Source organism: Paraburkholderia phenoliruptrix, assembly GCF_902859825.1.
GTDB lineage: Bacteria > Pseudomonadota > Gammaproteobacteria > Burkholderiales > Burkholderiaceae > Paraburkholderia > Paraburkholderia phenoliruptrix.
The window spans coordinates 76,057-100,473 of the sequence record NZ_CADIKB010000008.1 but is presented as its reverse complement, the minus strand read 5'-3'; the positions used below and the strand labels follow the sequence as shown (position 1 = coordinate 100,473).

The 24,417-nt window shown below is 63.1% G+C and carries 28 protein-coding genes, 1 tRNA gene and 1 pseudogene; 24 read left to right on the top strand and 6 right to left on the bottom strand.

Annotation, left to right across the window (positions count from 1 at the left end; genetic code table 11):
* Positions 1-58 precede the first annotated feature (58 nt).
* The 12 genes from hisB to tatC all read left to right on the top strand — a co-directional run bounded on the left by hisB (position 59) and on the right by tatC (position 7,479).
* Complete coding sequence (hisB, locus tag HV711_RS11540) at positions 59-646, top strand: imidazoleglycerol-phosphate dehydratase HisB (RefSeq protein ID WP_035479564.1); 588 nt, start codon at positions 59-61, stop codon at positions 644-646.
* A gap of 50 nt (positions 647-696) precedes the next feature.
* Positions 697-1,317, top strand: a complete 621-nt coding sequence (locus HV711_RS11535; RefSeq protein ID WP_013589773.1) for a YchE family NAAT transporter — start codon at positions 697-699, stop codon at positions 1,315-1,317.
* Entirely contained in the window at positions 1,314-1,955 is a 642-nt protein-coding gene (gene hisH, locus HV711_RS11530; RefSeq protein ID WP_013589772.1) for an imidazole glycerol phosphate synthase subunit HisH, read from the top strand. Before HV711_RS11535 ends, hisH begins: the two co-directional genes overlap by 4 nt.
* Positions 1,956-2,168: 213 nt before the next feature.
* On the top strand, positions 2,169-2,921 hold the full coding sequence (gene hisA / locus HV711_RS11525; protein WP_013589771.1) for a 1-(5-phosphoribosyl)-5-[(5-phosphoribosylamino)methylideneamino]imidazole-4-carboxamide isomerase: 753 nt from the start codon (positions 2,169-2,171) through the stop codon (positions 2,919-2,921).
* Between the two features lie 128 nt (positions 2,922-3,049).
* Positions 3,050-3,823 carry an imidazole glycerol phosphate synthase subunit HisF gene (gene hisF, locus HV711_RS11520; RefSeq protein WP_028362357.1) on the top strand — a complete coding sequence of 258 codons (774 nt, stop codon included), beginning with the start codon at positions 3,050-3,052 and terminating at the stop codon, positions 3,821-3,823.
* A 1-nt stretch (position 3,824) separates the two neighbouring features.
* The gene (gene hisI, locus HV711_RS11515) at positions 3,825-4,235 is read left to right on the top strand and encodes a phosphoribosyl-AMP cyclohydrolase (protein ID WP_013589769.1); all 411 of its coding nucleotides are present in this window, start codon (positions 3,825-3,827) and stop codon (positions 4,233-4,235) included.
* The gene (locus HV711_RS11510; RefSeq protein ID WP_013589768.1) at positions 4,232-4,624 is read left to right on the top strand and encodes a phosphoribosyl-ATP diphosphatase; all 393 of its coding nucleotides are present in this window, start codon (positions 4,232-4,234) and stop codon (positions 4,622-4,624) included. The genes hisI and HV711_RS11510 overlap by 4 nt, the downstream gene beginning before the upstream one ends.
* A gap of 124 nt (positions 4,625-4,748) precedes the next feature.
* Positions 4,749-5,144, top strand: a complete 396-nt coding sequence (locus HV711_RS11505) for a DUF4870 family protein (protein WP_015003869.1) — start codon at positions 4,749-4,751, stop codon at positions 5,142-5,144.
* 88 nt (positions 5,145-5,232) lie between these two features.
* On the top strand, positions 5,233-5,598 hold the full coding sequence (locus tag HV711_RS11500; protein WP_013589766.1) for a histidine triad nucleotide-binding protein: 366 nt from the start codon (positions 5,233-5,235) through the stop codon (positions 5,596-5,598).
* Positions 5,599-5,861: 263 nt separating this feature from the next.
* Entirely contained in the window at positions 5,862-6,107 is a 246-nt protein-coding gene (tatA, locus tag HV711_RS11495; RefSeq protein ID WP_013589765.1) for a Sec-independent protein translocase subunit TatA, read from the top strand.
* A 39-nt stretch (positions 6,108-6,146) separates the two neighbouring features.
* Positions 6,147-6,665 (top strand): Sec-independent protein translocase protein TatB, encoded by a 519-nt coding sequence (gene tatB / locus HV711_RS11490; protein ID WP_013589764.1) that lies wholly within the window; start codon positions 6,147-6,149, stop codon positions 6,663-6,665.
* 34 nt (positions 6,666-6,699) lie between these two features.
* Positions 6,700-7,479 (top strand): twin-arginine translocase subunit TatC, encoded by a 780-nt coding sequence (gene tatC / locus HV711_RS11485; protein WP_013589763.1) that lies wholly within the window; start codon positions 6,700-6,702, stop codon positions 7,477-7,479.
* Positions 7,480-7,691: 212 nt separating this feature from the next.
* Here the strand turns inward: tatC and HV711_RS11480 are convergent, their stop codons facing one another.
* Positions 7,692-8,909 (bottom strand): Do family serine endopeptidase, encoded by a 1,218-nt coding sequence (locus HV711_RS11480; protein WP_035479561.1) that lies wholly within the window; start codon positions 8,907-8,909, stop codon positions 7,692-7,694.
* Positions 8,910-8,928: 19 nt separating this feature from the next.
* On the opposite strand from HV711_RS11480, the gene HV711_RS11475 reads away from it, so the two are divergent.
* The 8 genes from HV711_RS11475 (at position 8,929) to HV711_RS11440 (ending at position 15,421) form a co-directional block, all read left to right on the top strand.
* Complete coding sequence (locus HV711_RS11475) at positions 8,929-9,675, top strand: Nif3-like dinuclear metal center hexameric protein (protein WP_015003866.1); 747 nt, start codon at positions 8,929-8,931, stop codon at positions 9,673-9,675.
* A 229-nt stretch (positions 9,676-9,904) separates the two neighbouring features.
* A complete protein-coding gene (gene petA / locus HV711_RS11470; protein WP_013589760.1) occupies positions 9,905-10,525 on the top strand; it encodes a ubiquinol-cytochrome c reductase iron-sulfur subunit in 621 nt (206 codons plus the stop codon).
* A complete protein-coding gene (locus tag HV711_RS11465) occupies positions 10,525-11,904 on the top strand; it encodes a cytochrome b (protein ID WP_013589759.1) in 1,380 nt (459 codons plus the stop codon). The genes petA and HV711_RS11465 overlap by 1 nt, the downstream gene beginning before the upstream one ends.
* Positions 11,905-11,927: 23 nt before the next feature.
* On the top strand, positions 11,928-12,683 hold the full coding sequence (locus HV711_RS11460) for a cytochrome c1 (protein ID WP_013589758.1): 756 nt from the start codon (positions 11,928-11,930) through the stop codon (positions 12,681-12,683).
* Between the two features lie 96 nt (positions 12,684-12,779).
* A complete protein-coding gene (locus HV711_RS11455) occupies positions 12,780-13,391 on the top strand; it encodes a glutathione S-transferase N-terminal domain-containing protein (RefSeq protein WP_006052302.1) in 612 nt (203 codons plus the stop codon).
* 70 nt (positions 13,392-13,461) lie between these two features.
* Positions 13,462-13,989: a ClpXP protease specificity-enhancing factor gene (locus HV711_RS11450; protein ID WP_035479557.1), complete on the top strand. Its 528-nt coding sequence runs from the start codon at positions 13,462-13,464 to the stop codon at positions 13,987-13,989.
* Positions 13,990-14,008: 19 nt separating this feature from the next.
* Positions 14,009-14,084, top strand: a tRNA-Thr gene (locus HV711_RS11445).
* Between the two features lie 209 nt (positions 14,085-14,293).
* Positions 14,294-15,421 carry a methyltransferase gene (locus HV711_RS11440; RefSeq protein ID WP_035479555.1) on the top strand — a complete coding sequence of 376 codons (1,128 nt, stop codon included), beginning with the start codon at positions 14,294-14,296 and terminating at the stop codon, positions 15,419-15,421.
* Between the two features lie 96 nt (positions 15,422-15,517).
* Here the strand turns inward: HV711_RS11440 and HV711_RS11435 are convergent, their stop codons facing one another.
* Positions 15,518-16,798 carry a TIGR03862 family flavoprotein gene (locus HV711_RS11435; protein ID WP_035479554.1) on the bottom strand — a complete coding sequence of 427 codons (1,281 nt, stop codon included), beginning with the start codon at positions 16,796-16,798 and terminating at the stop codon, positions 15,518-15,520.
* 381 nt (positions 16,799-17,179) lie between these two features.
* Between HV711_RS11435 and HV711_RS11430 the strand changes: the two genes are divergently transcribed.
* Positions 17,180-17,389: a DUF1059 domain-containing protein gene (locus HV711_RS11430; protein ID WP_013589754.1), complete on the top strand. Its 210-nt coding sequence runs from the start codon at positions 17,180-17,182 to the stop codon at positions 17,387-17,389.
* A gap of 185 nt (positions 17,390-17,574) precedes the next feature.
* Here the strand turns inward: HV711_RS11430 and HV711_RS11425 are convergent, their stop codons facing one another.
* Positions 17,575-17,895 carry a type II toxin-antitoxin system HicA family toxin gene (locus HV711_RS11425; RefSeq protein WP_013589753.1) on the bottom strand — a complete coding sequence of 107 codons (321 nt, stop codon included), beginning with the start codon at positions 17,893-17,895 and terminating at the stop codon, positions 17,575-17,577.
* A 384-nt stretch (positions 17,896-18,279) separates the two neighbouring features.
* Here HV711_RS11425 and HV711_RS34080 point away from each other — a divergent pair.
* Positions 18,280-19,286 (top strand): annotated as a pseudogene (locus HV711_RS34080) (class I SAM-dependent methyltransferase).
* 1 nt (position 19,287) lies between these two features.
* On the opposite strand, the gene HV711_RS11410 reads toward HV711_RS34080, so the two are convergent.
* Together HV711_RS11410 and HV711_RS11405 are read right to left on the bottom strand one after the other, a co-directional pair.
* Positions 19,288-19,842: a DUF1415 domain-containing protein gene (locus tag HV711_RS11410; RefSeq protein WP_035479550.1), complete on the bottom strand. Its 555-nt coding sequence runs from the start codon at positions 19,840-19,842 to the stop codon at positions 19,288-19,290.
* A 118-nt stretch (positions 19,843-19,960) separates the two neighbouring features.
* Positions 19,961-20,632, bottom strand: a complete 672-nt coding sequence (locus HV711_RS11405; protein ID WP_035479548.1) for a TetR/AcrR family transcriptional regulator — start codon at positions 20,630-20,632, stop codon at positions 19,961-19,963.
* A gap of 154 nt (positions 20,633-20,786) precedes the next feature.
* On the opposite strand from HV711_RS11405, the gene HV711_RS11400 reads away from it, so the two are divergent.
* Together HV711_RS11400 and HV711_RS11395 are read left to right on the top strand one after the other, a co-directional pair.
* Entirely contained in the window at positions 20,787-22,070 is a 1,284-nt protein-coding gene (locus tag HV711_RS11400; protein WP_013589749.1) for an MFS transporter, read from the top strand.
* Positions 22,071-22,234: 164 nt separating this feature from the next.
* Positions 22,235-22,828 carry a nitroreductase family protein gene (locus tag HV711_RS11395; protein ID WP_028362346.1) on the top strand — a complete coding sequence of 198 codons (594 nt, stop codon included), beginning with the start codon at positions 22,235-22,237 and terminating at the stop codon, positions 22,826-22,828.
* Positions 22,829-22,898: 70 nt separating this feature from the next.
* On the opposite strand, the gene HV711_RS11390 is transcribed toward HV711_RS11395, so the two are convergent.
* Entirely contained in the window at positions 22,899-24,377 is a 1,479-nt protein-coding gene (locus HV711_RS11390; protein ID WP_015003856.1) for an MFS transporter, read from the bottom strand.
* Positions 24,378-24,417: the final 40 nt, after the last annotated feature.

Below are 24,417 nucleotides of genomic sequence, written 5' to 3'. Positions count from 1 at the left end.
GGCTTGCCGCTTCCCTCCCACACTACTATCGCTTTGTAGCCAGATTCGAGGAATTACCATGCGCCTTGCGGAAGTCGTTCGCAACACCAGCGAAACGCAGATCCGTGTCAAGATCAACCTGGACGGCACCGGTCAGCAGAAGCTGGCCACGGGCGTGCCGTTTCTCGACCACATGCTCGACCAGATTGCGCGGCATGGTCTTTTCGATCTCGACATCGAAGCGCATGGCGACCTGCATATCGACGACCACCATACCGTCGAAGACACCGGCATCACGCTCGGCCAGGCAGTGGCAAAGGCGATCGGCGACCGCACGGGCATTCGCCGCTACGGCCATTCGTATGTGCCGCTCGACGAGGCGCTGTCGCGCGTCGTGATCGACTTCTCGGGCCGTCCGGGGCTCGAATTCCACGTGCCGTTCACGCGTGCGCGCATCGGCACGTTCGACGTCGACCTGTCCATCGAATTTTTCCGCGGCTTCGTGAACCACGCGGGCGTGACGCTGCACATCGACAATTTGCGCGGCATCAACGCTCACCATCAGCTGGAAACGGTGTTCAAGGCGTTTGGCCGCGCGCTGCGCATGGCCGTCGAACTCGACGAACGCGCAGCGGGCCAGATTCCGTCGACCAAGGGCAGCCTTTAAGCGACTTACTTACCCGGACCGGTACGCGCACGGCGCGCGCCCGGTGTGCAATGGACATTCTGAAGTCGTTTATTTCGCTGCTCGCGCTGATCAATCCGGTCGGCGCCATTCCGTTCTTCATGAGTCTGACGGCGAATCAGAGCGACGCCGAACGGCGCAGAACCATCCGGATCGCGGCGATTTCGGTGTTCTGCGTGATCGCGGTGACCACGCTGCTCGGGCAGCAGATCATCAGCTTCTTCGGCATTTCGGTCGGCTCGCTCGAAGTGGGCGGCGGCATCATCATGCTGCTGATGGCGATCAACATGCTGAATGCGCAGATCGGCAATAGCCGGTCCACGCCCGAAGAGCGCGACGAGGCGGAGCAGAAGGACAACATCGCGGTTGTGCCGCTGGCCATTCCGCTCCTGACCGGCCCCGGCGCGATCAGCACCACGATCATCTACGCGGCCGGCTCGCCGCACTGGTATGACCGCATTGGGCTGATCGTGATCGGCGCGGTGCTGGCGGCGATCTGCTTTTTTTCGCTGCGCCTTGCCGAACCGATTGCGCGCTGGGTCGGTCGCACCGGTATCAACATCGGCACGCGGCTCATGGGTTTGATGTTGTCGGCGCTGGCGGTGGAATTCATCGTCGACGGATTGAAGGCTTTGCTGCCTAACTTGAAATGAAAACTTCGATAGCGATTGTGGATTACGGAATGGGCAACCTGCGCTCGGTGGCGCAGGCGTTGCGCAAGGCCGCGCCGGAAGCGGACGTGGCTATCGTCGACCAGCCGGAAGCGATCCGCGCGGCCGACCGCGTGGTGCTGCCCGGCCAGGGCGCAATGCCCGACTGCATGCGCAGTCTGGCCGAGTCCGGCCTGCAGGAAGCGGTCGTCGAAGCGTCGCGCGTGAAGCCGCTGATGGGCGTGTGCGTCGGCGAGCAGATGCTGTTCGACTGGAGCGCCGAAGGCGACACGCCGGGCCTGGGCCTTCTGCCGGGCAAGGTGCTGCGCTTCGATCTGGAAGGCCAGGTGCAGGACGACGGTTCGCGCTTCAAGGTGCCGCAAATGGGCTGGAACCGCGTGCATCAGACGCAGCGGCATCCGCTGTGGGACGGCGTCGCGGACAACGCGTTTTTCTACTTCGTGCACAGCTATTACGTGGTGCCGGACAATGCGGCGCACACCTCGGGCGAGACCGTGTACGGCGTGCCCTTTACCTCGGCGGTAGCGCGGGATAACATCTTCGCCACCCAATTTCACCCGGAAAAGAGCGCCGAAGCGGGGCTGCGCGTGTATCGCAATTTCGTGCACTGGAACCCGTGAGCGCCTTTCTTCGCCCTGTCGGCGGGCGCCGTCCGCCACCCGCGGGGCCGTCGCCGCGCGCCGCTGCGGCCGTATGCCGATTCCGCCTTGCGCCGCCCGCGCGCAAGGGCGTCGAAAGAGTTGTACTAAACTAGCGAGACGGCGTTCCGGCGCGCTGGCCCTCCAGCCGCTGCCGCCGACCTTCAACCCCTTCCCAGACAACACCCGATTGCTATGCTGCTGATCCCCGCCATCGACCTGAAAGACGGTCAGTGTGTACGCCTCAAACAGGGCGATATGGACCAGGCGACGATATTTTCCGAGGAACCGGCGGCGATGGCCCGACATTGGGTCGAACGCGGCGCGCGGCGTCTCCACCTCGTCGATCTGAACGGCGCGTTCGCCGGCAAGCCGAGGAACGAAGACGCGATCCGCGCGATCATCCAGGAAGTGGGCGGCGAGATTCCCGTGCAGCTGGGCGGCGGTATCCGCGACCTGAATACCATCGAGCGTTATCTCGACGACGGCCTTGAATACGTGATCATCGGTACGGCGGCGGTGAAGAATCCGGGCTTTTTGCAGGACGCCTGCACGGCGTTCGGCGGCCATATCATCGTCGGGCTGGACGCGAAAGACGGCAAAGTCGCCACCGACGGCTGGAGCAAGCTGACGGGCCACGAAGTGGCCGATCTCGCGCGCAAGTTCGAGGATTACGGCTGCGAGTCGATCATCTACACGGACATCGGCCGCGACGGCATGCTTCAGGGCATCAACATCGAGGCGACGGTGCGCCTTGCGCGCGCGGTGAAGATTCCGGTGATCGCGAGCGGCGGCCTGTCGAATCTGGCCGACATCGAATCGCTGTGCGAAGTCGAAGACGAAGGCATTGAGGGCGTGATTTGCGGCCGCGCCATCTATTCGGGCGACCTCGACTTCGCGGCGGCGCAAACCCTCGCGGACCGGCTGCGCGAATCGGACGACGCGTGAGCGCGCGTCGGACGCGCAGCGCATAGGCGGGCGGGTTGGCGCCGTCGGGCAGCACCCGGCACACCACCGCTCGCATTCTCATTTGAAGCGAGCGGCCTCATCAGCGGTATTGGCAGATTTGCACGATCATGGCTCTAGCTAAACGCATCATTCCCTGTCTCGACGTCACCGCGGGCCGCGTGGTCAAGGGCGTCAACTTCGTCGAACTGCGCGACGCGGGCGATCCCGTAGAAATCGCGCGCCGTTACGACGATCAGGGCGCGGACGAACTCACTTTTCTCGACATCACCGCGACTTCCGACCAGCGCGACCTGATCCTGCCGATCATCGAGGCGGTTGCCTCGCAAGTATTCATTCCGCTGACGGTCGGCGGCGGCGTGCGCGCCGTCGAGGACGTGCGGCGCCTGCTCAATGCGGGCGCGGACAAGATCAGCATGAACTCGTCGGCGGTCGCGAATCCGCAGCTCGTGAAGGACGCGACGGACAAATACGGCTCGCAATGCATCGTCGTCGCGATCGACGCGAAGCGCGTGTCGGCGGACGGCGAGCCGCCGCGCTGGGAAGTCTTCACCCATGGCGGGCGCAAGGCGACCGGCCTCGAGGCCGTCCAGTGGGCGCGCAAGATGGCCGAGCTCGGCGCGGGCGAAATCCTGCTGACCAGCATGGACCGCGACGGCACGAAAAGCGGCTTCGACCTGGCGCTCACGCGCGCGGTGTCCGACGCGGTGCCGATTCCGGTGATCGCCTCCGGCGGCGTCGGCAATCTGCAGCATCTCGCCGACGGCATCAAGAGCGGCCATGCGGACGCCGTGCTTGCCGCGAGCATTTTCCACTACGGCGAACACACGGTCGGCGAGGCCAAGCGCTTCATGGCCGACCAGGGCATTTCGGTGAGGTTGTGACGTGGTGAATCCAACGGCAGTCAATTGGCTCGACAAGGTCAAGTGGGACGCGAACGGACTCGTGCCGGTCATCGCGCAGGAGGCGTCGACGAACGACGTGCTGATGTTCGCGTGGATGAACCGCGAGGCGCTCGCGAAAACCATCGAGCTCGGCCGCGCGGTGTACTTTTCGCGCTCGCGCCAGCGCCTGTGGTTCAAGGGCGAGGAATCCGGCCACGTGCAGCACGTGCATGAAGTGCGGCTTGATTGCGACGAAGACGTCGTGCTGCTGAAAGTCGAGCAGGTGTCCGGCATTGCCTGCCACACCGGCCGCCACTCGTGCTTTTTCCAGAAATTCGAAGGCACCGTGCAGGATGGCGACTGGATCGCCGTCGATCCGGTGCTGAAAGACCCCGAACACATCTACAAATGACGCAGACCACCCAAGCCGCAGCCGCCACGCCGTCCACAACCGATACGTTGATGCGCCTCGCGGCGATTATCGACAGCCGCAAGGGCGGCGATCCGGACGTGTCGTACGTGTCGCGCCTCTTTCACAAGGGCGACGACGCGGTGCTCAAGAAGATCGGCGAAGAGGCCACCGAAGTCGTGCTGGCCGCCAAGGACACGCGCCACGGCGGCGAGACGAAGGCGCTGGTCGGCGAGGTCGCGGACCTGTGGTTCCATTGCCTCGTCATGCTGTCGCATTACGACCTGAGTCCGGCCGACGTGCTCGCCGAACTGGAGCGCCGCGAAGGCATGTCGGGCATCGAGGAAAAGGCGCTGCGCAAAAGCCGCGAGCGCGAGAAGAACGGCGACTGAGCCTGCAGTTTTCGCCGGTGCGATTTTTTGGCGCGGATGGGCCCGCTGCGGCTTGAAGTGGCGGGCGCCCGCGCCCACATTGCAGTGAACGCAGCCGGGCAACCCATCCTCGGGAGGACGCAGCATGGAACAGTCGCACGAGAGCTATCCGCCGCCGGCTTACCGCCACGCCATGGAGCCGGAGCGGGAACGCAGCCTGCGCACGCTGACGCATGTCCTGTACGCGCTGTATGCGGTCCACTGGCTGACGGGCGGTTTGACGATTCTCGTCGCCATCATCATCAATTATGTGAAGCGCGCGGACGCGGCGGGCACGCCGTATGAGCCGCACTTCGAGTGGCAAATCCGCACGTTCTGGATCGGTTTGCTCGGTTATGCGATCGGCGGCCTGCTGATCTTCGTCGTGATCGGCATTCCGTTGCTGTGGGCCGTCAGCATCTGGATGTTGTACCGTATTATCAAAGGCTGGCTGTATCTGTACGATAACAAGCCGCTTGCGAATCCGCGCGCGTGGTTCTGAATTCGTCCGATGTTTCGGGCGTCGGTGCGGTTCGCTGCGCCGTCTCAGATCACGGTTCGCGCTTTAGCCATACCGCGTCAGGAATACGATGAGTCACGACCCGAATTGCCTCTTCTGCAAGATCGCCGCCGGCGAGATCCCGTCGACCAAAGTCCATGAAGATGAAGAGTTTCTGGCCTTCCGCGACATCCGTCCGGCAGCCGAGACCCATGTGCTGGTCATTCCGCGCAAGCATATCCCCACGCTCAGCAGTTGCACCGAAAGCGACGCGCCGCTGCTTGGTAGAATGCTTGTTTTGACCGCGCGTCTGGCGGATCAATTGGGCGTGGCGTACACCGGTGGCGAAACCGGCTTCCGCACGGTCATTAATACCGGTCCGGGCGGCGGGCAAGAGGTGTATCACCTGCACGCGCATATTCTCGCGGGGCCGCGTCCCTGGCAGCGCATGGGTTGATACGGCGACAGCGCGACGTGACGCGGCCATCACGCGAATCGGCCGGCGAGCAAGCATCATTTTTGCCCGCTTGTAATTTTGGCGACGCGATTGCCTGGTCACAATACACGCCGGCCGTGGCGCTTCGCAGCCGGTGCAACGCATCGGCAAAGCACGCAACGCTGCTGTAAGGTAGAGATGAAGCGCGTGCGCTTCGATTCACGCCGCGAGGCAGACGAATTTTTGCCGCACCAGGTGCGGCGTCGGGGTTAAGGAGAGTAGTCATGGGTTCGTTGAGTATTTGGCATTGGTTGATCGTGTTGCTGATCGTCGCGCTGGTGTTCGGCACGAAGAAACTGCGCAACATCGGCGGCGATCTGGGCGGCGCGGTGAAGGGCTTCAAGGAAGGCATGCGCGAAAGCGAAACGCCGTCGTCGACAGACGCGCAGCAGCAGCGCGAACTGCCGCGCAACGGCGCCGTGGATGTGGAAGCCAAGGAAAAGACCCCGCGTTCGGGCGATTACCGCTAAGCCGCGGGCCAACCGCGTTACTGACGGACATTTCCCTCCATGCTGGACCTCGGTCTAACCAAGATGGCGCTGATCGGCGTCGTCGCGCTGGTCGTGCTCGGCCCTGAGCGGTTGCCGCGCGTCGCCCGCACGGCCGGCGCGCTGTTCGGCCGCGCGCAGCGCTATATCAACGACGTCAAGGCGGAAGTTACACGGGAAATCGAACTCGACGAGTTGCGGCGCATGAAAACCGAGTTCGAGACGGCGGCGAGCAATGTCGAAACCGCCGTTCAGGAAAATCTGCGCAAGCACGAAGCCGAGTTGAACGACGCGTGGAACAGCGGGACGTCGGTGTCGCCGAGCATTGCCGGCGGCGCGCTGGAAGACGCCGGCAATGCGTCCTGGCCGAACAGCACACCGGCTGCGGCGCCCAAGCGCAAGAACTGGCGCGTCAAGCAGACCGCCATGCCCACCTGGTACAAGCGCGCCACCACGCGCCGCACGCGCGTGCAGTCCGGGGCGGCGCGCGTCGCACGGCATACGCCTGCCAGCATGCGTCGTCCGACGCGGTTTTTCTGATGATCAGAACGACAATCTCTAACCGAGGGCCGGTGTGAGCGACCCCCAGCAAAGCCAGGACGAAGGCACTGAAGAGACCTTCATTTCCCACCTCGTTGAATTGCGCGACCGCATCATCCGCGCGGGTCTTGCCGTCATCGTGGTGTTTGTCGGGCTCGTGTATTGGGCGCCGGATATCTTCCGGCTGCTGGCGCGCCCGCTCATGAACAACCTGCCGAAAGACGGCAAGATGATTGTGACCGACGTCACCGGCTCGTTCTTCGTGCCGATGAAAGTCACCATGCTGGTCGCCTTCGTGATCGCGCTGCCTTTCGTGCTGTATCAGATCTGGGCGTTCGTCGCGCCGGGTCTCTATCAGCACGAGAAGAAGCTGGTCGGGCCGCTCGTCGGCAGCAGCTACACGCTGTTTCTGTGCGGCATGGCGTTCGCCTACTTCGTCGTGTTTCCCACCATCTTCCGCGTGATGGCGCATTACAACGCGCCGCTCGGCGCGGAGATGACGACGGATATCGACAATTACCTCAGCTTCGTGCTCACCATGTTCATTGCGTTCGGCGTGACCTTCGAGGTGCCGATTGTCGTCGTGCTGCTCGTGCGCATGAATGTGGTCACGCTCAAGAAGCTCAAGGAAGTGCGGCCGTATGTGATTGTCGGCGCGTTCGTGATTTCGGCTGTGGTCACGCCGCCGGACGTGTTTTCGCAACTCATTCTGGCCATTCCGCTGATCGTGTTGTATGAGGCCGGCATCATCGCGGCGCGGCTCATTGTCGGGAAACAACCGGCGGTGGTCGAAGAGGCGAGTCCGCCGGGCTGAGTCGAATCGACTGACGCGGTGGCGGTGACGGTTCAGTAGGTCGTGCAGCAAAACAAAAAGGGCAGTCCGCTTGATGTGGACCGCCCTTTTTTGCGTTTCACGCTGCGGGTTGGCGCCTTGCTTGTTGCGTGCGGTGGTGCGCTCAGCCGGCGCTGCCCCCGCTGCGCGCTGCCGCGCTCAGCCGGCGCACTATCTATCGCGCTCCGCCGCCCTTAACCTGCGTCGTCGTCCTGCTGGTCGCTGTCGTCGGCGGGCTGTTTCGGCGGCGGCGGGCGCTTGCCGATGATCACGTCGACATCCATCTCATGGTTCTTGCGCACCAGGTGCACCTTCGCCGGCGTGCCCGGCTTGATCTGCGCGATGACGTTCAAGAGACGCGTGGTGTCGGTGATTTCCTGTCCGTTGACACTCATCAGAATGTCGCCCGGCTTGATGCCCGCGCGGTCGGCGGGACCGTTCTTCAGCACGCCCGCCACGATCGCGCCCGACTTTTGATCGAGGCCGAACGACTCCGCAATTTCCGGCGTCACGTCCTGCGGCTCGACGCCGATCCAGCCGCGCGTGACCGAGCCAGTGGTGATGATGCTCTCGAGCACGCTGCGCGCCGTCGACACCGGAATCGCGAAGCCGATCCCGAGCGAGCCGCCCGAGCGCGAGTAGATGGCGGTGTTGATGCCGAGCAGATTGCCGTTTACGTCGACGAGCGCGCCGCCCGAGTTGCCGGGATTGATCGCCGCGTCCGTCTGGATGAAGTTTTCGAAGGTATTGATGCCGAGGTGATTGCGCCCGAGCGCGCTCACGATACCCATGGTCACCGTCTGCCCGACGCCGAACGGGTTGCCGATGGCGAGCACCACGTCGCCCACGCGCGTCTGCTCCATGCGGCCGAGCGTGATGGTGGGCAGGTTCGTCATGTTGACCTTGAGCACCGCCAGATCTGTTTCGGGATCGATGCCGATCACCTTGGCGTTCGTGGTGCGACCGTCGGCGAGCGCGATTTCGATCTGATCCGCGCCGTCGACCACGTGCTGGTTCGTTAGAATGTACCCTTCCGAACTCACTATCACCCCGGAGCCCAGGTTCGCGGCCGGCTGCTCGCGTTGCTTGCGGTTGTTGTTTTTGTCGCCGAAGAAGTAGCGGAACAGCGGGTCTTTCGCGCGCGGCTCCGGCGGCAGCGAGCCGTCTTTGCTGGAAAACACATTGACGACCGCGGGCATGGCCTTCTGGGCGGCGTCCGCATAAGACGCCGTGGCGGGCCCGTTGCCGATGCCGGGCGCCACTTCCCGCAGCGCGACGATCGGTTCGGCAAGCTGCTTGCCGAATTGCCCTTGACGCTGAAGCCACTGCGGTTTGAGAGTCGCGATGATGAACATCAGCGCCAACAGCACAGTCACCGCTTGGGCGAAGAACAGCCAGAAGCGTCTAAGCATCTGAAGACTAGAGGTTTATATGGATCGGATCGAACTTGAATTGTACTTGAACAATCTTCTTGAAACCGCGCGCTTCAAGGACTATTGCCCCAACGGTCTGCAAGTCGAAGGGCGCCGCAAGGTCGGCAAACTCGCCACCGGCGTCACCGCGTCGGTCGCGTTTCTCGAAGCCGCGCTGGAGTGGGGCGCGGACGCCGTGCTGGTTCACCACGGCTACTTCTGGCGCAACGAGGCGCCGCAGATCACGGGCCGCAAGTACGCGCGCCTGAAGCTCCTCCTGGCGAACGACCTGAACCTCTTCGCCTATCACCTGCCGCTCGACGATCATCCCGAGTTCGGGAACAACGCGCAGATCGGCGCGAAGATGGGCTGGATCAGCGACGCGCGCTTCGGCGAAAACGACCTGGGCTGGCTCGCCACCTTCGCCATGCCGATCACACTCGCGCACTTCACCGCAGAGATCGAGCAGACGCTCGGCCGCACGCCGCTCGTGTTCGGCGACCCGGACCGCATGCTGCGCCGCGTCGCGTGGTGCACGGGCGCGGCGCAAGGCATGTTCGACGCGGCCATCAACGCCGGTGCGGACGTCTATCTGACGGGCGAGGTCTCGGAGTCGGTCATGCACACGTCGGCGGAAAGCGGCGTCGCGTTTCTCGCGGCCGGCCATCACGCCACCGAGCGCTTCGGCGTGCAGGCGGTCGGCAAGCACCTGTCCGAACAGTTCGATATCGAGCACCTCTTTATCGATATCCCGAACCCCGTTTGAGGCGTCGGCATATCGAATACGCATTAGCGAAGAAAAAAGCTTGAATAACGGAGGGAGCACTTAAAAGCAGTGGTGAAAATGTTTGCGATCCGTACGGAGAAACCCTGAGTTATCAAAGGCTTCGCACGGTTTTTGGCAATCGGCCCTTGTAAATGGCGACTCCATTCGAGCAAACTAGCGGCGGTAGAAGCGACCTGAAGGAAAATCCAACTCAGAAGTGGGGCGTGTGATGCGAGACAAGGAAGATGAACGCGTCGACGGCAGCCGCCGTACCTGGCTGATAGCGACGACCGTAGCAGGTGGCATTGGAGGTGTTGCCACTGTCGTACCCTTTGTTAGTTCGTTTGCACCATCTGAAAAGGCCAAGGCAGCAGGAGCCCCGGTCGAAGTCGACATTAGCGATCTCAAGCCCGGCGACATGAAGACCGTGGCCTGGCGCGGCAAGCCTGTCTGGATCATCAACCGCACCGAGAAGATGCTCGCCGATGTCCAGAAAGCCGATAACGAAGTAGCCGATCCCCACTCGAAGAATCCGTTTTCGATGCCGTTGCCGGAGTACTGCAACAACGAATTCCGCTCGCGCACCGACCACAAGAATATTTTCGTCGCTGTCGCGGTGTGCACCCACCTCGGCTGCACGCCGACGCCGCGCTTCCAGGAGGGCGCGCAGCCCAATCTGCCGGACGACTGGCCAGGCGGTTTCCTGTGCCCGTGCCACGGCTCGACCTATGACATGGCCGGCCGCGTCTTCAAGAACAAACCTGCGCCGCAGAACCTCGACATCCCGCCGTATATGTTCACGTCGGCCAATGGGCTCGTGATCGGCAAGGACGAGAAAGGAGAAGCGTAATGGCGATCGAACACGAAGTAGAGACGACCGGGCTCGTCGGCTGGATCGACCGGCGCTTTCCCTTCACGTCGACCTGGAAAAAGCACGTTTCCGAGTACTACGCGCCGAAAAACTTCAACTTCTGGTACTTTTTCGGCTCGCTCGCGCTGCTGGTGCTCGTCAACCAGATTGTCACGGGCATCTTCCTCACCATGAACTACAAGCCCGACGCGACGCTGGCTTTCGCGTCGGTCGAGTACATCATGCGCGAGGTGCCGTGGGGCTGGCTGATCCGCTACATGCACTCCACGGGCGCGTCCATGTTCTTTGTGGTCGTGTACCTGCACATGTTCCGCGGACTCATGTACGGCTCGTACCGCAAGCCGCGCGAACTCGTGTGGATTTTCGGCTGCGCGATTTTTCTGTGCCTGATGGCCGAGGCGTTTTTCGGCTACCTGCTGCCGTGGGGCCAGATGTCGTTCTGGGGTGCGCAGGTGATCGTGAACCTCTTTTCTGCGATTCCGTTCATCGGCCCGGATCTGTCGCTGTGGATTCGCGGCGACTACGTGGTGTCTGACGTCACGCTGAACCGCTTCTTCGCGTTTCACGTGATCGCCATTCCGCTCGTGCTGCTGGGGCTCGTGGTCGCGCACCTGGTCGCCCTGCATGAAGTCGGCTCGAACAATCCCGACGGCATCGAGATCAAGGCGAAGAAGGACCGCGACGGCATCCCGCTCGACGGCATTCCGTTTCACCCGTACTACTCGGTGCACGATTTCATGGGCGTGTGCATCTTCCTGATGATCTTTGCGGCGATCATCTTCTTCGCGCCGGAAATGGGCGGGTATTTCCTCGAAGCGAACAACTTCGTGCCGGCCAATCCGCTGCAGACGCCGCCGGAAATCGCCCCGGTCTGGTACTTCACGGCCTTTTACGCGATGCTGCGTGCCACCACCGACCCGTTCAAGATCGTGCTGATGGTCGTGATCGCGCTGCTCGGCCTGCTCGCGCTCGTGCGCGCGCGCGGCAAGTGGAAGCTCGGCTTGCCGGTGCTCGCCGTGCTCGTGATTCTGGCCATGGCGTTCACCGAGTCGAAATTCTGGGGCGTGGTGGTGATGGGCGGTGCGGTGATTTCGCTGTTCTTCCTGCCGTGGCTCGACCGCTCGCCCGTCAAGTCGATCCGCTACCGGCCGTTCTTTCACAAGGTGTTCTACGGGATCTTCGTGCTGGCGTTCCTGACGTTGGGTTTCCTCGGCACCAAACCGCCGTCGCCCGCGGCCACGTTGATTGCGCAGGTGTGCGCGCTGATCTATTTCGCGTTTTTCCTCGGCATGCCGTTCTGGACGCGGCTTGGCACGTTCAAGCAACCGCCTGAGCGCGTGCGCTACAAGCCCCACTAACCGCGAGCGAGGAGAACACGAAGATGAAAAAGCTGCTTTCGACGTGCGCGCTGATCGGCGCGACACTGCTCGCGGTGCTGGCCGGCCCGGCTTTCGCGGACGAGAATATCCACCTCGACCACGCGCCGGATAACGCAGACAATTTCGCTTCTTTGCAGCACGGCGCGCAATTGTTTGTAAACTACTGCCTGAATTGCCACAGCGCGAACCTGATGCGCTACAACCGGCTGACCGACTTAGGCATCACGCCGAACGAAATTCAGTCGAACCTGCTCTTCACCACCGACAAGATCGGCAATACGATGACCGTGGCAATGCGCCCGGACGACGCGAAAGCGTGGTTCGGCGCGAGTCCGCCGGATTTGTCAGTGGAAGCGCGGGCGCGCGGCAAGGACTGGCTGTACACGTATTTGCGCAGTTTTTATCGCGACAATACGCGGCCGACCGGCTGGAACAATCTGGTGTATGAAAACGTGAGCATGCCTCACGTGCTGTGGCAGCTTCAGGGGCAACGTACCGCGAAGTTCGGTGACGAAGTCGACGAAAGAACGGGCGAAACGGTGCACAAATTTGTGGGCTTCCAGCAGGTCACGCCGGGGACGATGTCGCCGGTAGATTATGATTCTGCTGTGGCCGACCTTGTGTCGTATCTGTCCTGGATGTCCGAGCCGACGCAGAAGACCCGCAAGCAACTTGGCGTGTGGGTGCTGTTGTTCCTCGGTATTCTGAGCTTTTTCGCCTGGCGACTGAACGCCGCGTACTGGAAACATATCAAATAATCACGCCGCACCACGGCGTGGGGCCGGCGCCAGGAAAAACCTGCTGAACGGTTTTTCCGCGCGCTGGCCCTTCAGCTTTTTGAGGAAACGTAAATCATGATGGTTCTGTATTCCGGCACTACTTGCCCGTTCTCCCAGCGTTGCCGGCTGGTGTTGTTCGAAAAGGGCATGGACTTCGAGATCCGCGACGTCGACCTGTTTAACAAGCCGGAAGACATCGCCGTGATGAATCCGTATGGTCAAGTGCCGATCCTCGTCGAACGGGACCTGATTCTGTACGAATCGAACATCATCAACGAGTATATCGACGAGCGCTTCCCGCACCCGCAACTCATGCCGGCCGACCCGGTTCAGCGCGCCCGCGCGCGCCTGTTCCTGCTCAACTTCGAGAAGGAGCTGTTCGTGCACGTCGGCACGCTCGAAAACGAAAAAGGCAAGGCCGCCGAGAAGAACCACGAGAAAGCGCGCCTCGCGATTCGCGACCGTCTGACGCAACTCGCGCCGATCTTCCTGAAAAACAAGTACATGCTCGGCGAAGAGTTCTCCATGCTCGACGTCGCGATCGCGCCGCTGCTGTGGCGCCTGGATCACTATGGCATCGAGCTGTCGAAGAACGCGGCGCCGCTCATGAAATACGCCGAGCGCATTTTCAGCCGTCCGGCTTATATCGAGGCGCTCACGCCTTCCGAAAAGGTGATGCGTCGTTGAGTTTGGCTTTGGGCGCAGGGCGCCGCGCGGCTCGTCGCGCGCGGCTCCGCGCCCGGTAAGAGGACTGCTGATGCAAGAGATTTCCACCAAGCCTTATCTGCTGCGCGCGCTGTACGAATGGTGCACGGATAACGGCTACACGCCGCACATCGCGGTGCGCGTCGACAATCAGACGCGCGTGCCGCGGCAATTCGTGCGCGATAACGAGATCGTGTTGAACATCAGCTTCGAGGCCACCAGCCAGTTGCAGATGGGCAACGAGTGGGTCGAGTTCAGCGCCCGTTTCTCCGGCAAGTCGCACAAGATCGAGGTGCCGGTCGCCAATATTCTCGCGATCTACGCGCGTGAAAACGGGCAAGGCATGGCGTTTCCGGTCGAGTCGACAGGCGGCGAAGCGCAGGATTCGGGCGCAGACGCCGAAGCGGTCGAATCGGCCCAGCCGGTCGAACCGGTCGCCTCACCGGTCGCGCCGCGTGCGGTCGAGAGTCCGTCCGTAGCCGACGCCGCCGCCAAAGCCGATCGCGCGCCGGAGGGCGACCAGCCCGACGACGACGGTTCGAAAGGTGGCGGGAGGGCTCGCCTCAAGATCGTAAAATGAAGTAGAATCACGGCCTCATGCCGGCTTAGCTCATCAGGTAGAGCGCTTGACTTGTAATCATGAGGTGGCGGGTTCGAGTCCTGCAGCCGGCACCAGTAGTTCGAAACGGGGTTTCTGTTCAGTCAGGAACCCCGTTTTTTATTGCCCGCTCAGCGGTGAACACTGCAAACGGTGAGCGCAGTTGAGGCCTAAAATCGCCATATCTCTTTCACCTTGTCGATTGTGGACTAAACTGTCTACGTTTCGCCGAGCCTGAGCGCCGAGAGCACGTTGCAGCGCCACTTCGCCCAACCATCCAACTTCCATGACGAGCCCTGCAAGCATCACCTGGCCCGAAGCCGACGGCCCCCGTACCGCGCGTTGGCGCTCCGAGGCGGCGGTGCCGCCGCCGAAGCGCGTGATCGTCGCCGATGACAGAACCACCGCCGATTCCGCCTACCGGCTCGCGTGCGAAGGGACCGCGCTGCTGTGGCGCGGCGACTTCCAGAACGCGCGTCAATTGCTGCAGGCGGTCACGCGGCGGCTGGAGCGCAAGCCGCGCAAGCAGGGCGCGACGCCGCTCGAGGCGTTCAACCTGCATCGGCAGACGCAGTCGCAGCGCGCGCGCACGCTCGGCATGATCCTGATTCCGCTCGGCGCCGATTACGCGATTCCGCTGCGCCGTGCGCCGGATGTGCAGCAAGCCTGCATCGAAACTTACGGGCCGCCGGGCGACGAAGCCTCGGTCGTGTCGCTGCGTGAGCTGCTGGGTCTGATCGGCGCGCACGAATGGCGCAAGAAGGGCGTGGAAATTCCTGCGCTCGGCGATCGGATTCATCCGCACTACGGCGTGTTTTCGCCGGTGCGCGGGGAATATGTCGATCTCGTCGCGCGCACGCCGCTGCCTTCGCTGAACAAGGCCTTCGACATCGGCACGGGCACCGGCGTGCTCTCTGCGCTGCTCGCCAAACGCGGCGTGAAGAAGATTGTCGCGACGGACCAGGATCCGAGGGCACTTGCGTGTGCGCGCGAGAATCTGACCCGCCTCGGTTATGAGCAGCAAGTCGAAGTCGTGCAAGCCGACCTGTTTCCGGAAGGACGCGCGCCGCTCGTCGTCTGCAATCCGCCGTGGGTGCCGGCGCGGCCGGCTTCGCCGATCGAATATGCCGTCTACGATCCGGAAAGCCGCATGCTGCTGGGCTTTCTCAAGGGCCTCGCGGAACATCTGTCGCCGGGCGGGGAAGGCTGGCTGATTCTGTCAGACTTTGCCGAGCATCTCGGACTGCGCACGCGCGAGTGGCTGCTCGCCGCTATCGACGATGCGGGGCTCACCGTGGTCGGTCGGGAGGATATTCGCCCGAGGCATCCGAAGTCGACGGATGAGGCGGATCCGCTCTACAAGGCGCGCGTGGCCGAAGTGACCTCGTTGTGGCGACTGAAGGCGCGTGCTTGAGCCGGTTGTGAAGCGGCGGGTGAGAGGTTCAACAGTCGCGAACGGGTACTGCCCGGTGGGGCTTAAGACGATTCTCGGGTAACGGGCAGAGCCGTCTTACGGCAACCCCGCCCGCGCCTTGGCAAACGCCGCGGCCCCGCGCCCCGCGACCAAACCGCTCGCAAAACAGGCCGTCAGCAGATAACCGCCCGTCGGCGCTTCCCAGTCCAGCATTTCTCCGGCACAGAAAACGCCGGGCACACGCTCGACCATGAGATGCGCATCCAGTGCCTCGAACGGGACACCGCCGGCGCTGCTGATTGCTTCGGCAATGGGCCGCGCGCGCAGCAGCCGCACGGGCAACGCCTTGATCGCATGCGCGAGACGCGTCGCGTCGACGAAAACTTCCTTCGGCAGAATCTCGTGCAGCAGCGCGAGTTTCACGCCGCCAATGCCGACTCTTCCCTGCAAATGACTCGACATGGAGCGCGACCCGCGCGGCCGCGTCACTTCCGCCACCACCCGCTCGAGAGCCAGGCCTGGCGCCAGATCCAGCGAAATCGTGAGTTCGCCGTCGGCGGCAATCCGCTCGCGAATCGGCGCGGAAAGCGCGTAGATCAGACTGCCTTCGAGGCCGGTTTCGGTCAGAAGTATTTCACCTTGTCGATTGTGGACTTTTCCGTCTACGTCGGTGAGTGAAATGGCCACCGACTTCACTGGCTGACCCGCGAAACGCTCCACCAGGTAAGGGCTCCAGCCGGCGTCGAAGCCGCAGTTCGCGGGCTTGAGCGGCTGCACCGGCACACCGCGCGACGTGAGCAACGGCACCCACGCCGCGTCGGACCCGAGGCGCGGCCAGCTGGCGCCGCCGAGCGCAAGTACGACGGCGTCATAGTCGGCGGATTGTTCGCCTTCGGGCGTCGCGAAGCGCAAGCGGGCGGATGTCGCGCCTTCGCCGTCCGTGTGCTCGCCGTCCCAGCCGCTCCACTTGTGCCGCATGTGAAAGCGCACGCCGCCTTCCCTCAACCGATGCAGCCACGCGCGCAGCATCGGCGCGGCTTTCATGTCGGTCGGAAAAACGCGTCCCGAGCTGCCGACGAACGTCTCCACGCCCAGCTCGCGCAACCACGCGCGCAGCGCGTGCGGCCCGAACGCGTCCACAAGCGGCGCGATGCGGTCGCGGCGCGCGCCGTAGCGATCGAGAAACGGCTCGAGCGGCTCGGAATGCGTGATGTTCATGCCGCCTTTGCCGGCCATCAGGAATTTGCGGCCCACGGAGGGCATGGCGTCATAGACGTCCACCTGCACGCCTTGCAGGCAAAGCGCCTCGGCGGCCATCAAACCGGCGGGGCCGCCGCCGATGACGGCGACGCGGGCGGAATCGAACGAAGATGACATGCGGGCCTGCGGATAAGGGAAGAGGCGGCGTGCCGCAGCCTATGCGGCGAAACAACGGGCGTGCTCCTCTCACCAGCGCAACAGCATGCTGCGGTGAGACGTGGCGCGAAGGCCGCTATTTTTACATTGCAAGCGGCGCCGGGCAAACGCGTCGGTCTTCACCACAGACGCGAGAACGCTACATTTCGGCGCCTTTGCGCCCACCGCGCCGCAAGGCCGCCGCTTTGTTATTCAGCATGGCGAACTATAATTTCTGGACACCTTCCTCCGGGCGCCATTCGCGTCGTTCCCCGCATCGTTCCACTCACCGCGTCGTTGCCGCGCGAGTTCGCGCGTCGTGTCCTGCGTGGATGTCCGCACCTATCGATCAAGGAGACTGCCATGACCCGCCACTACATCGACTGCCGCGAGTTTCCAAGCGAAATGAACTGCACGGTCGCGCTATCGGCCGACAGCGAAGACGAGTTGCTCGACGCCGCGGTGCAGCACGCGGTCAGCGTGCACAAGCATGCTGATTCGCCGGAACTCCGGTCGCAATTAAGGACGCTTTTTCACGAAGGCACGCCGCCGGTTCAGGCTCCGCGCACGTGAGCCGCGGCATTGACTCGCGGCGTTAAATCGCGGCATTGACTCGCGGATTGAGCCTCGAACTCCTCGCTGCGCTCGGGCAGGAAAAAGAGCCGCCGCGCTGACTCGCGGGGGAGGCGAGCGGCGCGTGACCGCTCGCGCGAGTCGCGGCGTGGTGTCGATCTCGTCTCGACGCGTTGCCCCAAGCCTCAGCTCGGGTAGGCTTCGTCGACTTTAAGCCCGGCAAGCTTGAAGATGACACGCAGCGTTTGCGGTTTGATGTCGCGCCGCGAAGCGAGCGTGGTCATCACGAAGTCCAGCACTTTCGCGTATTTGAGCAGCGTCAGGCAGGTTTCCATGTCGACGCTGCCGTCGCGCATGACTTCGGCGAGACGAAGCATTTCCGTGGAGATGTCGCGCGCCATCTCCAGCTCGAGCTGCTGCTTTTCGCTCCAGGCGGGCATGGCCGTGAGCTTCGCCATCATTTCCTGGAACTTCTGTTCGACGTTTCCGTTGGGTACCGTATCCATTGCTGCCTCTTCTATTGTCCGGGCGCGAGTGCTGTCGACATTGCGGCGCGCTGCCGGTTACGTAACGTTCGGCTCGTGTTACGGAGCCGTCCTCCCCACCTGCATCCGGGCCGGGTGTTCGTCACCACGGCCAACAGCTTGTTGTTATGGGCACCACGGCTTACGCCTTTGGGACCTTGGCGGCGCGAAACGGTTCTGCTGCGCGCGGAGGATTCCCGCGGCGTGCCGAAAAACAGCAGGAACTGTTCCAGGAATGCCGCACTTCCTGCATGTTTTGGCGCGCTCTTCGGTGAACGGGCCGCCGTTTGGGTAAACTGGCAGCAACTTTTGTTTTCTTCCGTCACCTGACGCACGTTCCGGCCGCAATTGCCGACGGCTTCCACGATGTCCAGCAAAACCCACGAAATTCGCCCGAACCAGTCCATCGAGTTGCTCAAGGAGCTGCACATCCTGACGCGCGACGGCAAGATGAACCAGGACAGCCGCCGCAAGCTGAAGCAGGTCTACCATCTGTTCCAGTTCATCGAGCCGCTGCTGACGGACCTGAAGCAGCAGAAGGGCGCGGTCACGCTCGTCGACCACGGCGCGGGCAAGTCATACCTAGGTTTTATCCTGTACGACCTGTTCTTCAAGGACTTTCACGGTGCCGCGGGTGGGGCGTCGCACATTTACGGCATTGAAACGCGCGAGGAGCTCGTGACCCGCTCCGAGCAACTGGCGGCGCGGCTCGGCTTTACGGGCATGTCGTTTCTGAATCTGTCGGTAGCCGAATCAATTACATCGGACTGCCCTTCAAGGACTTTCACGGTGCCGCGGGTGGGGCGTCGCACATTTACGGCATTGAAACGCGCGAGGAGCTCGTGACCCGCTCCGAGCAACTGGCGGCGCGGCTCGGCTTTACGGGCATGTCGTTTCTGAATCTGTCGGTAGCCGAATCAATTACATCGGACTGCCTGCCGGCGCAAATCGATATTGTCACCGCATTGCACGCCTGCAATACCGCCACCGACGACGCGATTCGCTTCGCCCTCGAAAAGAAGGCGAAATATATCGTGGTGGTGCCGTGTTGTCAGGCCGAAGTGGCAGGCGTTTTACGGCAAAACAAAAGTAAATCGCTCGGCAATGCGCTGACGGAAATCTGGCGGCATCCGTTGCATACGCGCGAATTCGGCAGCCAGATTACCAACGTGCTGCGCTGCTTGCAGCTGGAAGCGCACGGCTATCAGGTGAGCGTGACCGAACTGGTCGGCTGGGAACATTCGATGAAAAACGAACTGATCATCGCCCAGTTCAAGGACCTGCCGCGGCGGCGCCCGGCCGAGCGCCTCAACGAGGTGATGCAGACGCTTGGTATCGAGGAGCTGAAAGAGCGGTTTTTCGTTTCCGCGTAATTCAGGTTTTCATCAATTTATGCCAGCCGGCGAGTCCGATTCGCCGCAGCGTTTCCTGATTGCGTTCGTAGATGGCTTCAGCATCGGGAAATGCCTGAACCGCGCGCTCAATGCTGTCTTCTCTGAGTAAATGCAGAATCGGGTACGGCGCGCGATTCGTGTAATTCTCGATGTCGTCAGGTTCCGTGCCTTCGAACTGATAGAAAGGGTGAAAGCTGGCAATCTGGATAATGCCTTCGAGCCGAAGCTGCTTGAGCATTCTTTCGGCGAAAAAAAGCGCGTCGTTGTATTCGAGAAAATCGCCGAGCGCCTGGGGCAAGATTAATAGTGTCGTGTCGACGGCGGCGGGATCGGCGGCGACCAGCGTGTTCAGCTCCGTTTCGAGATCGGCGAGCACGCCTTCCAGGCCGGTGGCCTCGCTCACCGCGTAGCGAATTTGTCGCTTTACGTGGACGGCCTTCGCGAACGGACACAGGTTGAGTCCGATCACGGCTTCAGTCAGCCAGTGACGGGTGGCGGCAACGACTGCGTCGTGCGATTCGGCGGATGAGGGCATGGCGGTTCGGCAATTGAGGCAAAGCGTCATTTTAGCGGCGCCCGCGCGGGCTCACGACGCCGCTGCTGGCTGCGTGCGTGCGCTCGCGGGAATCAGCAAACCAGCGACCCAGCCAAAACTACTCTGCCGATCTGCCCCCGCATGCCGCGGCGATCAATTGCGCTGCCGCTTTCGGCGCGGCCAGCACCGGCCCGGATCCGGCGCGATAGGTCTGGCTCGCCGCATACACACCCTCGATCAGCAAGGCAAGCGCATTGCCGAGCAGCTCGGGATCGTCGGCGCCTGCGGCCGTCGCCAGTTCAGTGAGGCGCGCGAGCAGTCGCTCCTTGTTGCGGAACACGAACTGCCGCGCGGCGTGTCCGGTGTCCGAAAACTCGACGGCGACATTCACGAACGGACAGCCGCGATAGTCCTCGAGCGACGCCCGCGCCGCGAGGTCGTCGAAATATTGCTGCAACTGCCGCGCCGGCTCGCCGGGATGTTTCGCGAAGCTCTTTTCGACGTAGCCGAAGAACTGCGCGTCTTTGCGCTCCAGGTACGCCATCACCAGTTCGTCTTTCGACGAAAACTGGCGGTACAGGCTCATCTTGTTGACGCCGGCCCGCTCGACCACCGCGTCCACGCCCACTGCGCGAACGCCCTCGCGATAGAACAATTCGTCCGCGGCGCGCAGCAAGTGCTGTTGCGCTTCGGGCCCGGTCGTATGCGTCCCCCGGGCCCGGCGCGGGGCGCCCACCGGCCCGGACGCTGGCGGAGCGCCGGCTGGTTTGGAAGTTTCGCTTGCAGACATGAACGGCCCCTGAATTCAATTGACGCCTTGACATGTTACCGACCGGTAACTAACATCGCAACACTGATTGTGACTGATCTGTCACAAGTCCCTTACCGAAACCGTAAAAGTACCGACGGTGCCGACGCTTCGAATTCGCGCGACAGGAGAGCCGATGAACTGGGCAGCAGGACTGATAGGCAGGCGTTTCCACTATGGCTGGTTGACGGTCGCCGTGGTGTTTCTGGTGTTGCTCGCGGCGGCCGGCACGCGCGCCACGCCGAGCGTGATGATGGTGCCGCTTGAGCACCAGTTCGGCTGGAGCCGTGCGACGATTTCGCTCGCCATCTCCGTGAACATCGCGCTGTACGGGTTGATGGGGCCGTTCGCGGCCGCGGCGATGCAGCGCTTCGGTGTGCGGCCCACGCTGCTCATCGCGCTCGGCACGATGGCGTTGGGCGTCGCGCTGTCGTCGCTGATGACGCAGCCGTGGCAGATGGTGCTCGTCTGGGGCGTGATGGTGGGCGGCGCGACGGGCGTGGCCGCGCTGTCCTTGTCGGCGACCGTGGTGACCCGCTGGTTCACCACGCACCGCGGGCTGGTCATGGGGATTCTCACGGCGAGTTCGGCGACCGGCCAGCTCGTGTTTCTGCCGATGCTCGCGGCCATCGCCGAGCACTATGGCTGGCGTCAGGTGGTGTGGGTCGTCGCGGCGGCCGCGGCTGTCGTTTTGCCGCTGGTGGCGTTTCTGCTGCCCGAGCGCCCGGCCGATGTGAAGCTGCGTCCGTACGGCGAGCCGCACGACGCGCCCGTGGCGGCCACGGTCACGAAGCAGAACCCGCTCGCCATCGCATTCGGCACGCTCGCCATGGCGAGCAGGACGCGCGATTTCTGGCTGCTGTTCTTCAGCTTCTTTATTTGCGGCGCGAGCACAAACGGCTACGTCGGCACCCATCTGATCGCCATGTGCGGCGACTACGGCATGTCGGAAGTGCAGGGCGCGTCGCTGCTTGCAGCCATGGGTGTGTTCGATCTGTTCGGCACGACACTCTCCGGCTGGCTCTCGGACCGTTTCAATAGCCGGGTGCTGCTGTTCTGGTATTACGGGCTGCGCGGCTTGTCGCTGATGTATCTGCCGCACGCCTTCGGCATCGACTTTTTCGGGCTGCCGCTATTCGCCGTGTTCTACGGGCTCGACTGGATCGCCACCGTGCCGCCGACCGTGCGTCTCGCGACCGACGTCTACGGCAAGGAGTCGGCGCCCGTGGTGTTCGGCTGGGTCGTGGCGGGGCATCAGCTCGGCGCAGCGTTCGCGGCGCTCGGCGCGGGCATGCTGCGCGCGAGCCTCGGCACCTACACGGTGGCGTCGATGATTTCGGGCGGTCTGTGCCTCGTCGCCGCCGTTATCGTGCTGCGGATCAACCGGCCGGCCAAGGTGCCGCAGCCGCAGGCCGTCTGACGCGATTCAGGGAAAGGGAAAGACGCTAGCGCGCCGCGCCTGCGGCTTTCCACACCACGGAAAAACCATCCGCGCGTATTGCACAGCGCGCGCGTCGATCCTTGGGTATGCTATGTGGCCTTGGGCAGCCGCCCGCGATCGTGAATTTCCACCGAGAGAAGCGCATGACCCACAAACCCGCCCCCACCGAAGTCGCCATCCACGAGCTGATTGCCGGTCGCTGGAGCCCGCGCGCCTATTCGAGCGAGCCGGTGAGCCGCGAGAACCTGCACGCGGTGCTCGAAGCGGCACGCTGGGCGCCTTCGTCGTACAACGCACAGCCGTGGCGTTTTCTGGTGTTCGACCGCAGCGTCGATGAAGTCGCATTCAAGCAGGCGTTTGCCACCCTCGTGCCGTTCAACCAGGGCTGGAACGCACCCGCGCCCGTGCTGATCGCCGTGACGACGCAAACGCGCACCGCGAAGGGCGAAGTGAACCGCTGCGCGCAATACGACGCCGGCGCGGCGGCCATGGCGCTGGTCTTGCAAGCGCACGCGCTCGGCCTCGCCGCGCATCAGATGAGCGGCTTCGACCCGAACGCATTCCGCACGGCTTTTGAGTTGCCGAACGACGTCGAGCCCATCGCGATCATTTCGCTCGGCCATTACGGCGACGTCGAGAAGCTGGATCCGGTGCTGCGCGAGCGCGAAAAGTCGGCGCGCCAGCGTTTGCCGCTTGGCGAGATCGCCTATGGCGGCGGCTGGAAAAAGGCGTTCTGAGGCGGCTTCTGTTGCCTTGCACGTTGACGAAGAACGCGCGGCGCGTGCCGCGCGTTTTTTATTGGGCGCGTCAAAGCGCGTCGTCGTCGGTTACGCTCGAAAGCGGCGCGGCCACATGCTCCAACGACTTGCGCTCCGCATCTACACCCCAGATCGCCGCGATCACGGCTGCCGCGAGCATGAGCGCGGAGCCGACCAGATAGCCGGAAAACACTTCGCCGCGCTGGTGCGTGTCGATCAGCCGTCCGAAGAAGGCCGGTCCGGCGATTCCGCCGAGCGCTGTACCGAACGCGTAGAACACGGCAATGGCGAGCGCGCGGATTTCCAGCGGAAACGATTCGCTGACGGTGAGATAAGCCGAGCTGGCCGCCGCCGACGCGAAGAAGAAAATCACCATCCACGCGACGGTTTGTGTGACGACCGTCAGCATGTGCTGCTCGAAGAGGTAGCCGCTTGCCGTCAGCAGAATCGCCGACATGCCGTAAGTCGACGCGATCATCTTGCGCCGCCCGATCACATCGAAAAGGCGGCCGAGCAGCAACGGGCCGAGGAAATTGCCGAGTGCGAAAGGTAGCAGATACCAGCCGATGTGATCGCCAGGCACCCCATAGAAATCTGTCAACACGAGCGCGTAGGTGAAGAAAATCGCGTTATAGAAGAACGCCTGCGCGGTCATCAGCGAAAGACCGACCAGCGCGCGCCGTCGGTGCAGATTGAACAGCGTATGAAACACTTCGCGCAGCGGCGTGTGCCCGCGGGCACGCAGGCGCAGGCGCGTGAAGCCGTCGGCGGGCAGCGTGTGGCCTTCGCTGCGAAAGCGACTTTCGATTCCTTCGACGATGCCGCGAGCGTCGCGCTCGTCGCCGTGCGTCAGCAGCCAGCGCGGGCTTTCAGGCACCCAGATGCGCATCGGCAGCACGATCAGCGCGAGCGCCGCACCGATGAAAAAGCATGCGCGCCAGCCCCAGTCGCCCGGCAGCAAGTGCGGATCAAGCAGCACCAGCGAACCCGCCGCGCCCAGCCCGGCGCCTACCCAGAAGGTGCCGTTGATCGCCAGATCGATCCAGCCGCGCACGCGAGGCGGCGTGAATTCCTGAATTGTCGAATTGATCGCCGTGTATTCGCCGCCGATGCCCGCGCCGGTCAGAAAGCGGAACAGCAAAAAGCTGGCGAGATTCCACGACAAGGCGGTGGCGGCGGTGGCCGCCAGATACAGCGCGAGCGTGATGAAAAAGAGCTTGCGGCGGCCCAGCCGGTCGGTGAGCCAGCCGAAACCGAGCGCGCCCAGCACCGCGCCGGCGATGTAGGCGCTGCCGGCGAGACCCACGTCCGCGTTGCTGAAATGCAGCGACGGGCTCGACTTCAACGCGCTCGCAACCGCCCCGGCGAGTGTCACCTCGAGTCCGTCGAGCAGCCAGGTCACGCCGAGCGCCACGACGATCAAGGTATGAAAGCGTCCCCAAGGCAGTCGGTCGAGCCGCGACGGCAAATCCGTTTCGATCACCCCGGCGGTTTTTCGCTCGACGTCGGCGGCAGGCGGCGCGCTCATTGCTGATGGTCTCCTGAGTCGTTGGAATGCGGCGGCTGGA

What these genes read in the sequence shown, in the direction of transcription:
- HV711_RS11535 (WP_013589773.1), top strand. Translation starts at nt 697, where the DNA reads ATGGACATTCTGAAGTCGTTTATTTCGCTGCTCGCGCTGATCAATCCG.
- HV711_RS11430 (WP_013589754.1), top strand. Translation starts at nt 17,180, where the DNA reads ATGACCCGCCACTACATCGACTGCCGCGAGTTTCCAAGCGAAATGAAC.
- HV711_RS11500 (WP_013589766.1), top strand. Translation starts at nt 5,233, where the DNA reads ATGAGTCACGACCCGAATTGCCTCTTCTGCAAGATCGCCGCCGGCGAG.
- HV711_RS11440 (WP_035479555.1), top strand. Translation starts at nt 14,294, where the DNA reads ATGACGAGCCCTGCAAGCATCACCTGGCCCGAAGCCGACGGCCCCCGT.
- HV711_RS11480 (WP_035479561.1), bottom strand. Translation starts at nt 8,909, where the DNA reads ATGCTTAGACGCTTCTGGCTGTTCTTCGCCCAAGCGGTGACTGTGCTG.
- hisF (WP_028362357.1), top strand. Translation starts at nt 3,050, where the DNA reads ATGGCTCTAGCTAAACGCATCATTCCCTGTCTCGACGTCACCGCGGGC.
- HV711_RS11475 (WP_015003866.1), top strand. Translation starts at nt 8,929, where the DNA reads ATGGATCGGATCGAACTTGAATTGTACTTGAACAATCTTCTTGAAACC.
- petA (WP_013589760.1), top strand. Translation starts at nt 9,905, where the DNA reads ATGCGAGACAAGGAAGATGAACGCGTCGACGGCAGCCGCCGTACCTGG.
- HV711_RS11460 (WP_013589758.1), top strand. Translation starts at nt 11,928, where the DNA reads ATGAAAAAGCTGCTTTCGACGTGCGCGCTGATCGGCGCGACACTGCTC.
- HV711_RS11510 (WP_013589768.1), top strand. Translation starts at nt 4,232, where the DNA reads ATGACGCAGACCACCCAAGCCGCAGCCGCCACGCCGTCCACAACCGAT.
- HV711_RS11405 (WP_035479548.1), bottom strand. Translation starts at nt 20,632, where the DNA reads ATGTCTGCAAGCGAAACTTCCAAACCAGCCGGCGCTCCGCCAGCGTCC.
- HV711_RS11505 (WP_015003869.1), top strand. Translation starts at nt 4,749, where the DNA reads ATGGAACAGTCGCACGAGAGCTATCCGCCGCCGGCTTACCGCCACGCC.
- HV711_RS11390 (WP_015003856.1), bottom strand. Translation starts at nt 24,377, where the DNA reads ATGAGCGCGCCGCCTGCCGCCGACGTCGAGCGAAAAACCGCCGGGGTG.
- HV711_RS11395 (WP_028362346.1), top strand. Translation starts at nt 22,235, where the DNA reads ATGACCCACAAACCCGCCCCCACCGAAGTCGCCATCCACGAGCTGATT.
- HV711_RS11450 (WP_035479557.1), top strand. Translation starts at nt 13,462, where the DNA reads ATGCAAGAGATTTCCACCAAGCCTTATCTGCTGCGCGCGCTGTACGAA.
- HV711_RS11410 (WP_035479550.1), bottom strand. Translation starts at nt 19,842, where the DNA reads ATGCCCTCATCCGCCGAATCGCACGACGCAGTCGTTGCCGCCACCCGT.
- HV711_RS11425 (WP_013589753.1), bottom strand. Translation starts at nt 17,895, where the DNA reads ATGGATACGGTACCCAACGGAAACGTCGAACAGAAGTTCCAGGAAATG.
- HV711_RS11465 (WP_013589759.1), top strand. Translation starts at nt 10,525, where the DNA reads ATGGCGATCGAACACGAAGTAGAGACGACCGGGCTCGTCGGCTGGATC.
- HV711_RS11455 (WP_006052302.1), top strand. Translation starts at nt 12,780, where the DNA reads ATGATGGTTCTGTATTCCGGCACTACTTGCCCGTTCTCCCAGCGTTGC.
- hisH (WP_013589772.1), top strand. Translation starts at nt 1,314, where the DNA reads ATGAAAACTTCGATAGCGATTGTGGATTACGGAATGGGCAACCTGCGC.
- hisA (WP_013589771.1), top strand. Translation starts at nt 2,169, where the DNA reads ATGCTGCTGATCCCCGCCATCGACCTGAAAGACGGTCAGTGTGTACGC.
- HV711_RS11400 (WP_013589749.1), top strand. Translation starts at nt 20,787, where the DNA reads ATGAACTGGGCAGCAGGACTGATAGGCAGGCGTTTCCACTATGGCTGG.
- tatB (WP_013589764.1), top strand. Translation starts at nt 6,147, where the DNA reads ATGCTGGACCTCGGTCTAACCAAGATGGCGCTGATCGGCGTCGTCGCG.
- tatA (WP_013589765.1), top strand. Translation starts at nt 5,862, where the DNA reads ATGGGTTCGTTGAGTATTTGGCATTGGTTGATCGTGTTGCTGATCGTC.
- hisB (WP_035479564.1), top strand. Translation starts at nt 59, where the DNA reads ATGCGCCTTGCGGAAGTCGTTCGCAACACCAGCGAAACGCAGATCCGT.
- HV711_RS11435 (WP_035479554.1), bottom strand. Translation starts at nt 16,798, where the DNA reads ATGTCATCTTCGTTCGATTCCGCCCGCGTCGCCGTCATCGGCGGCGGC.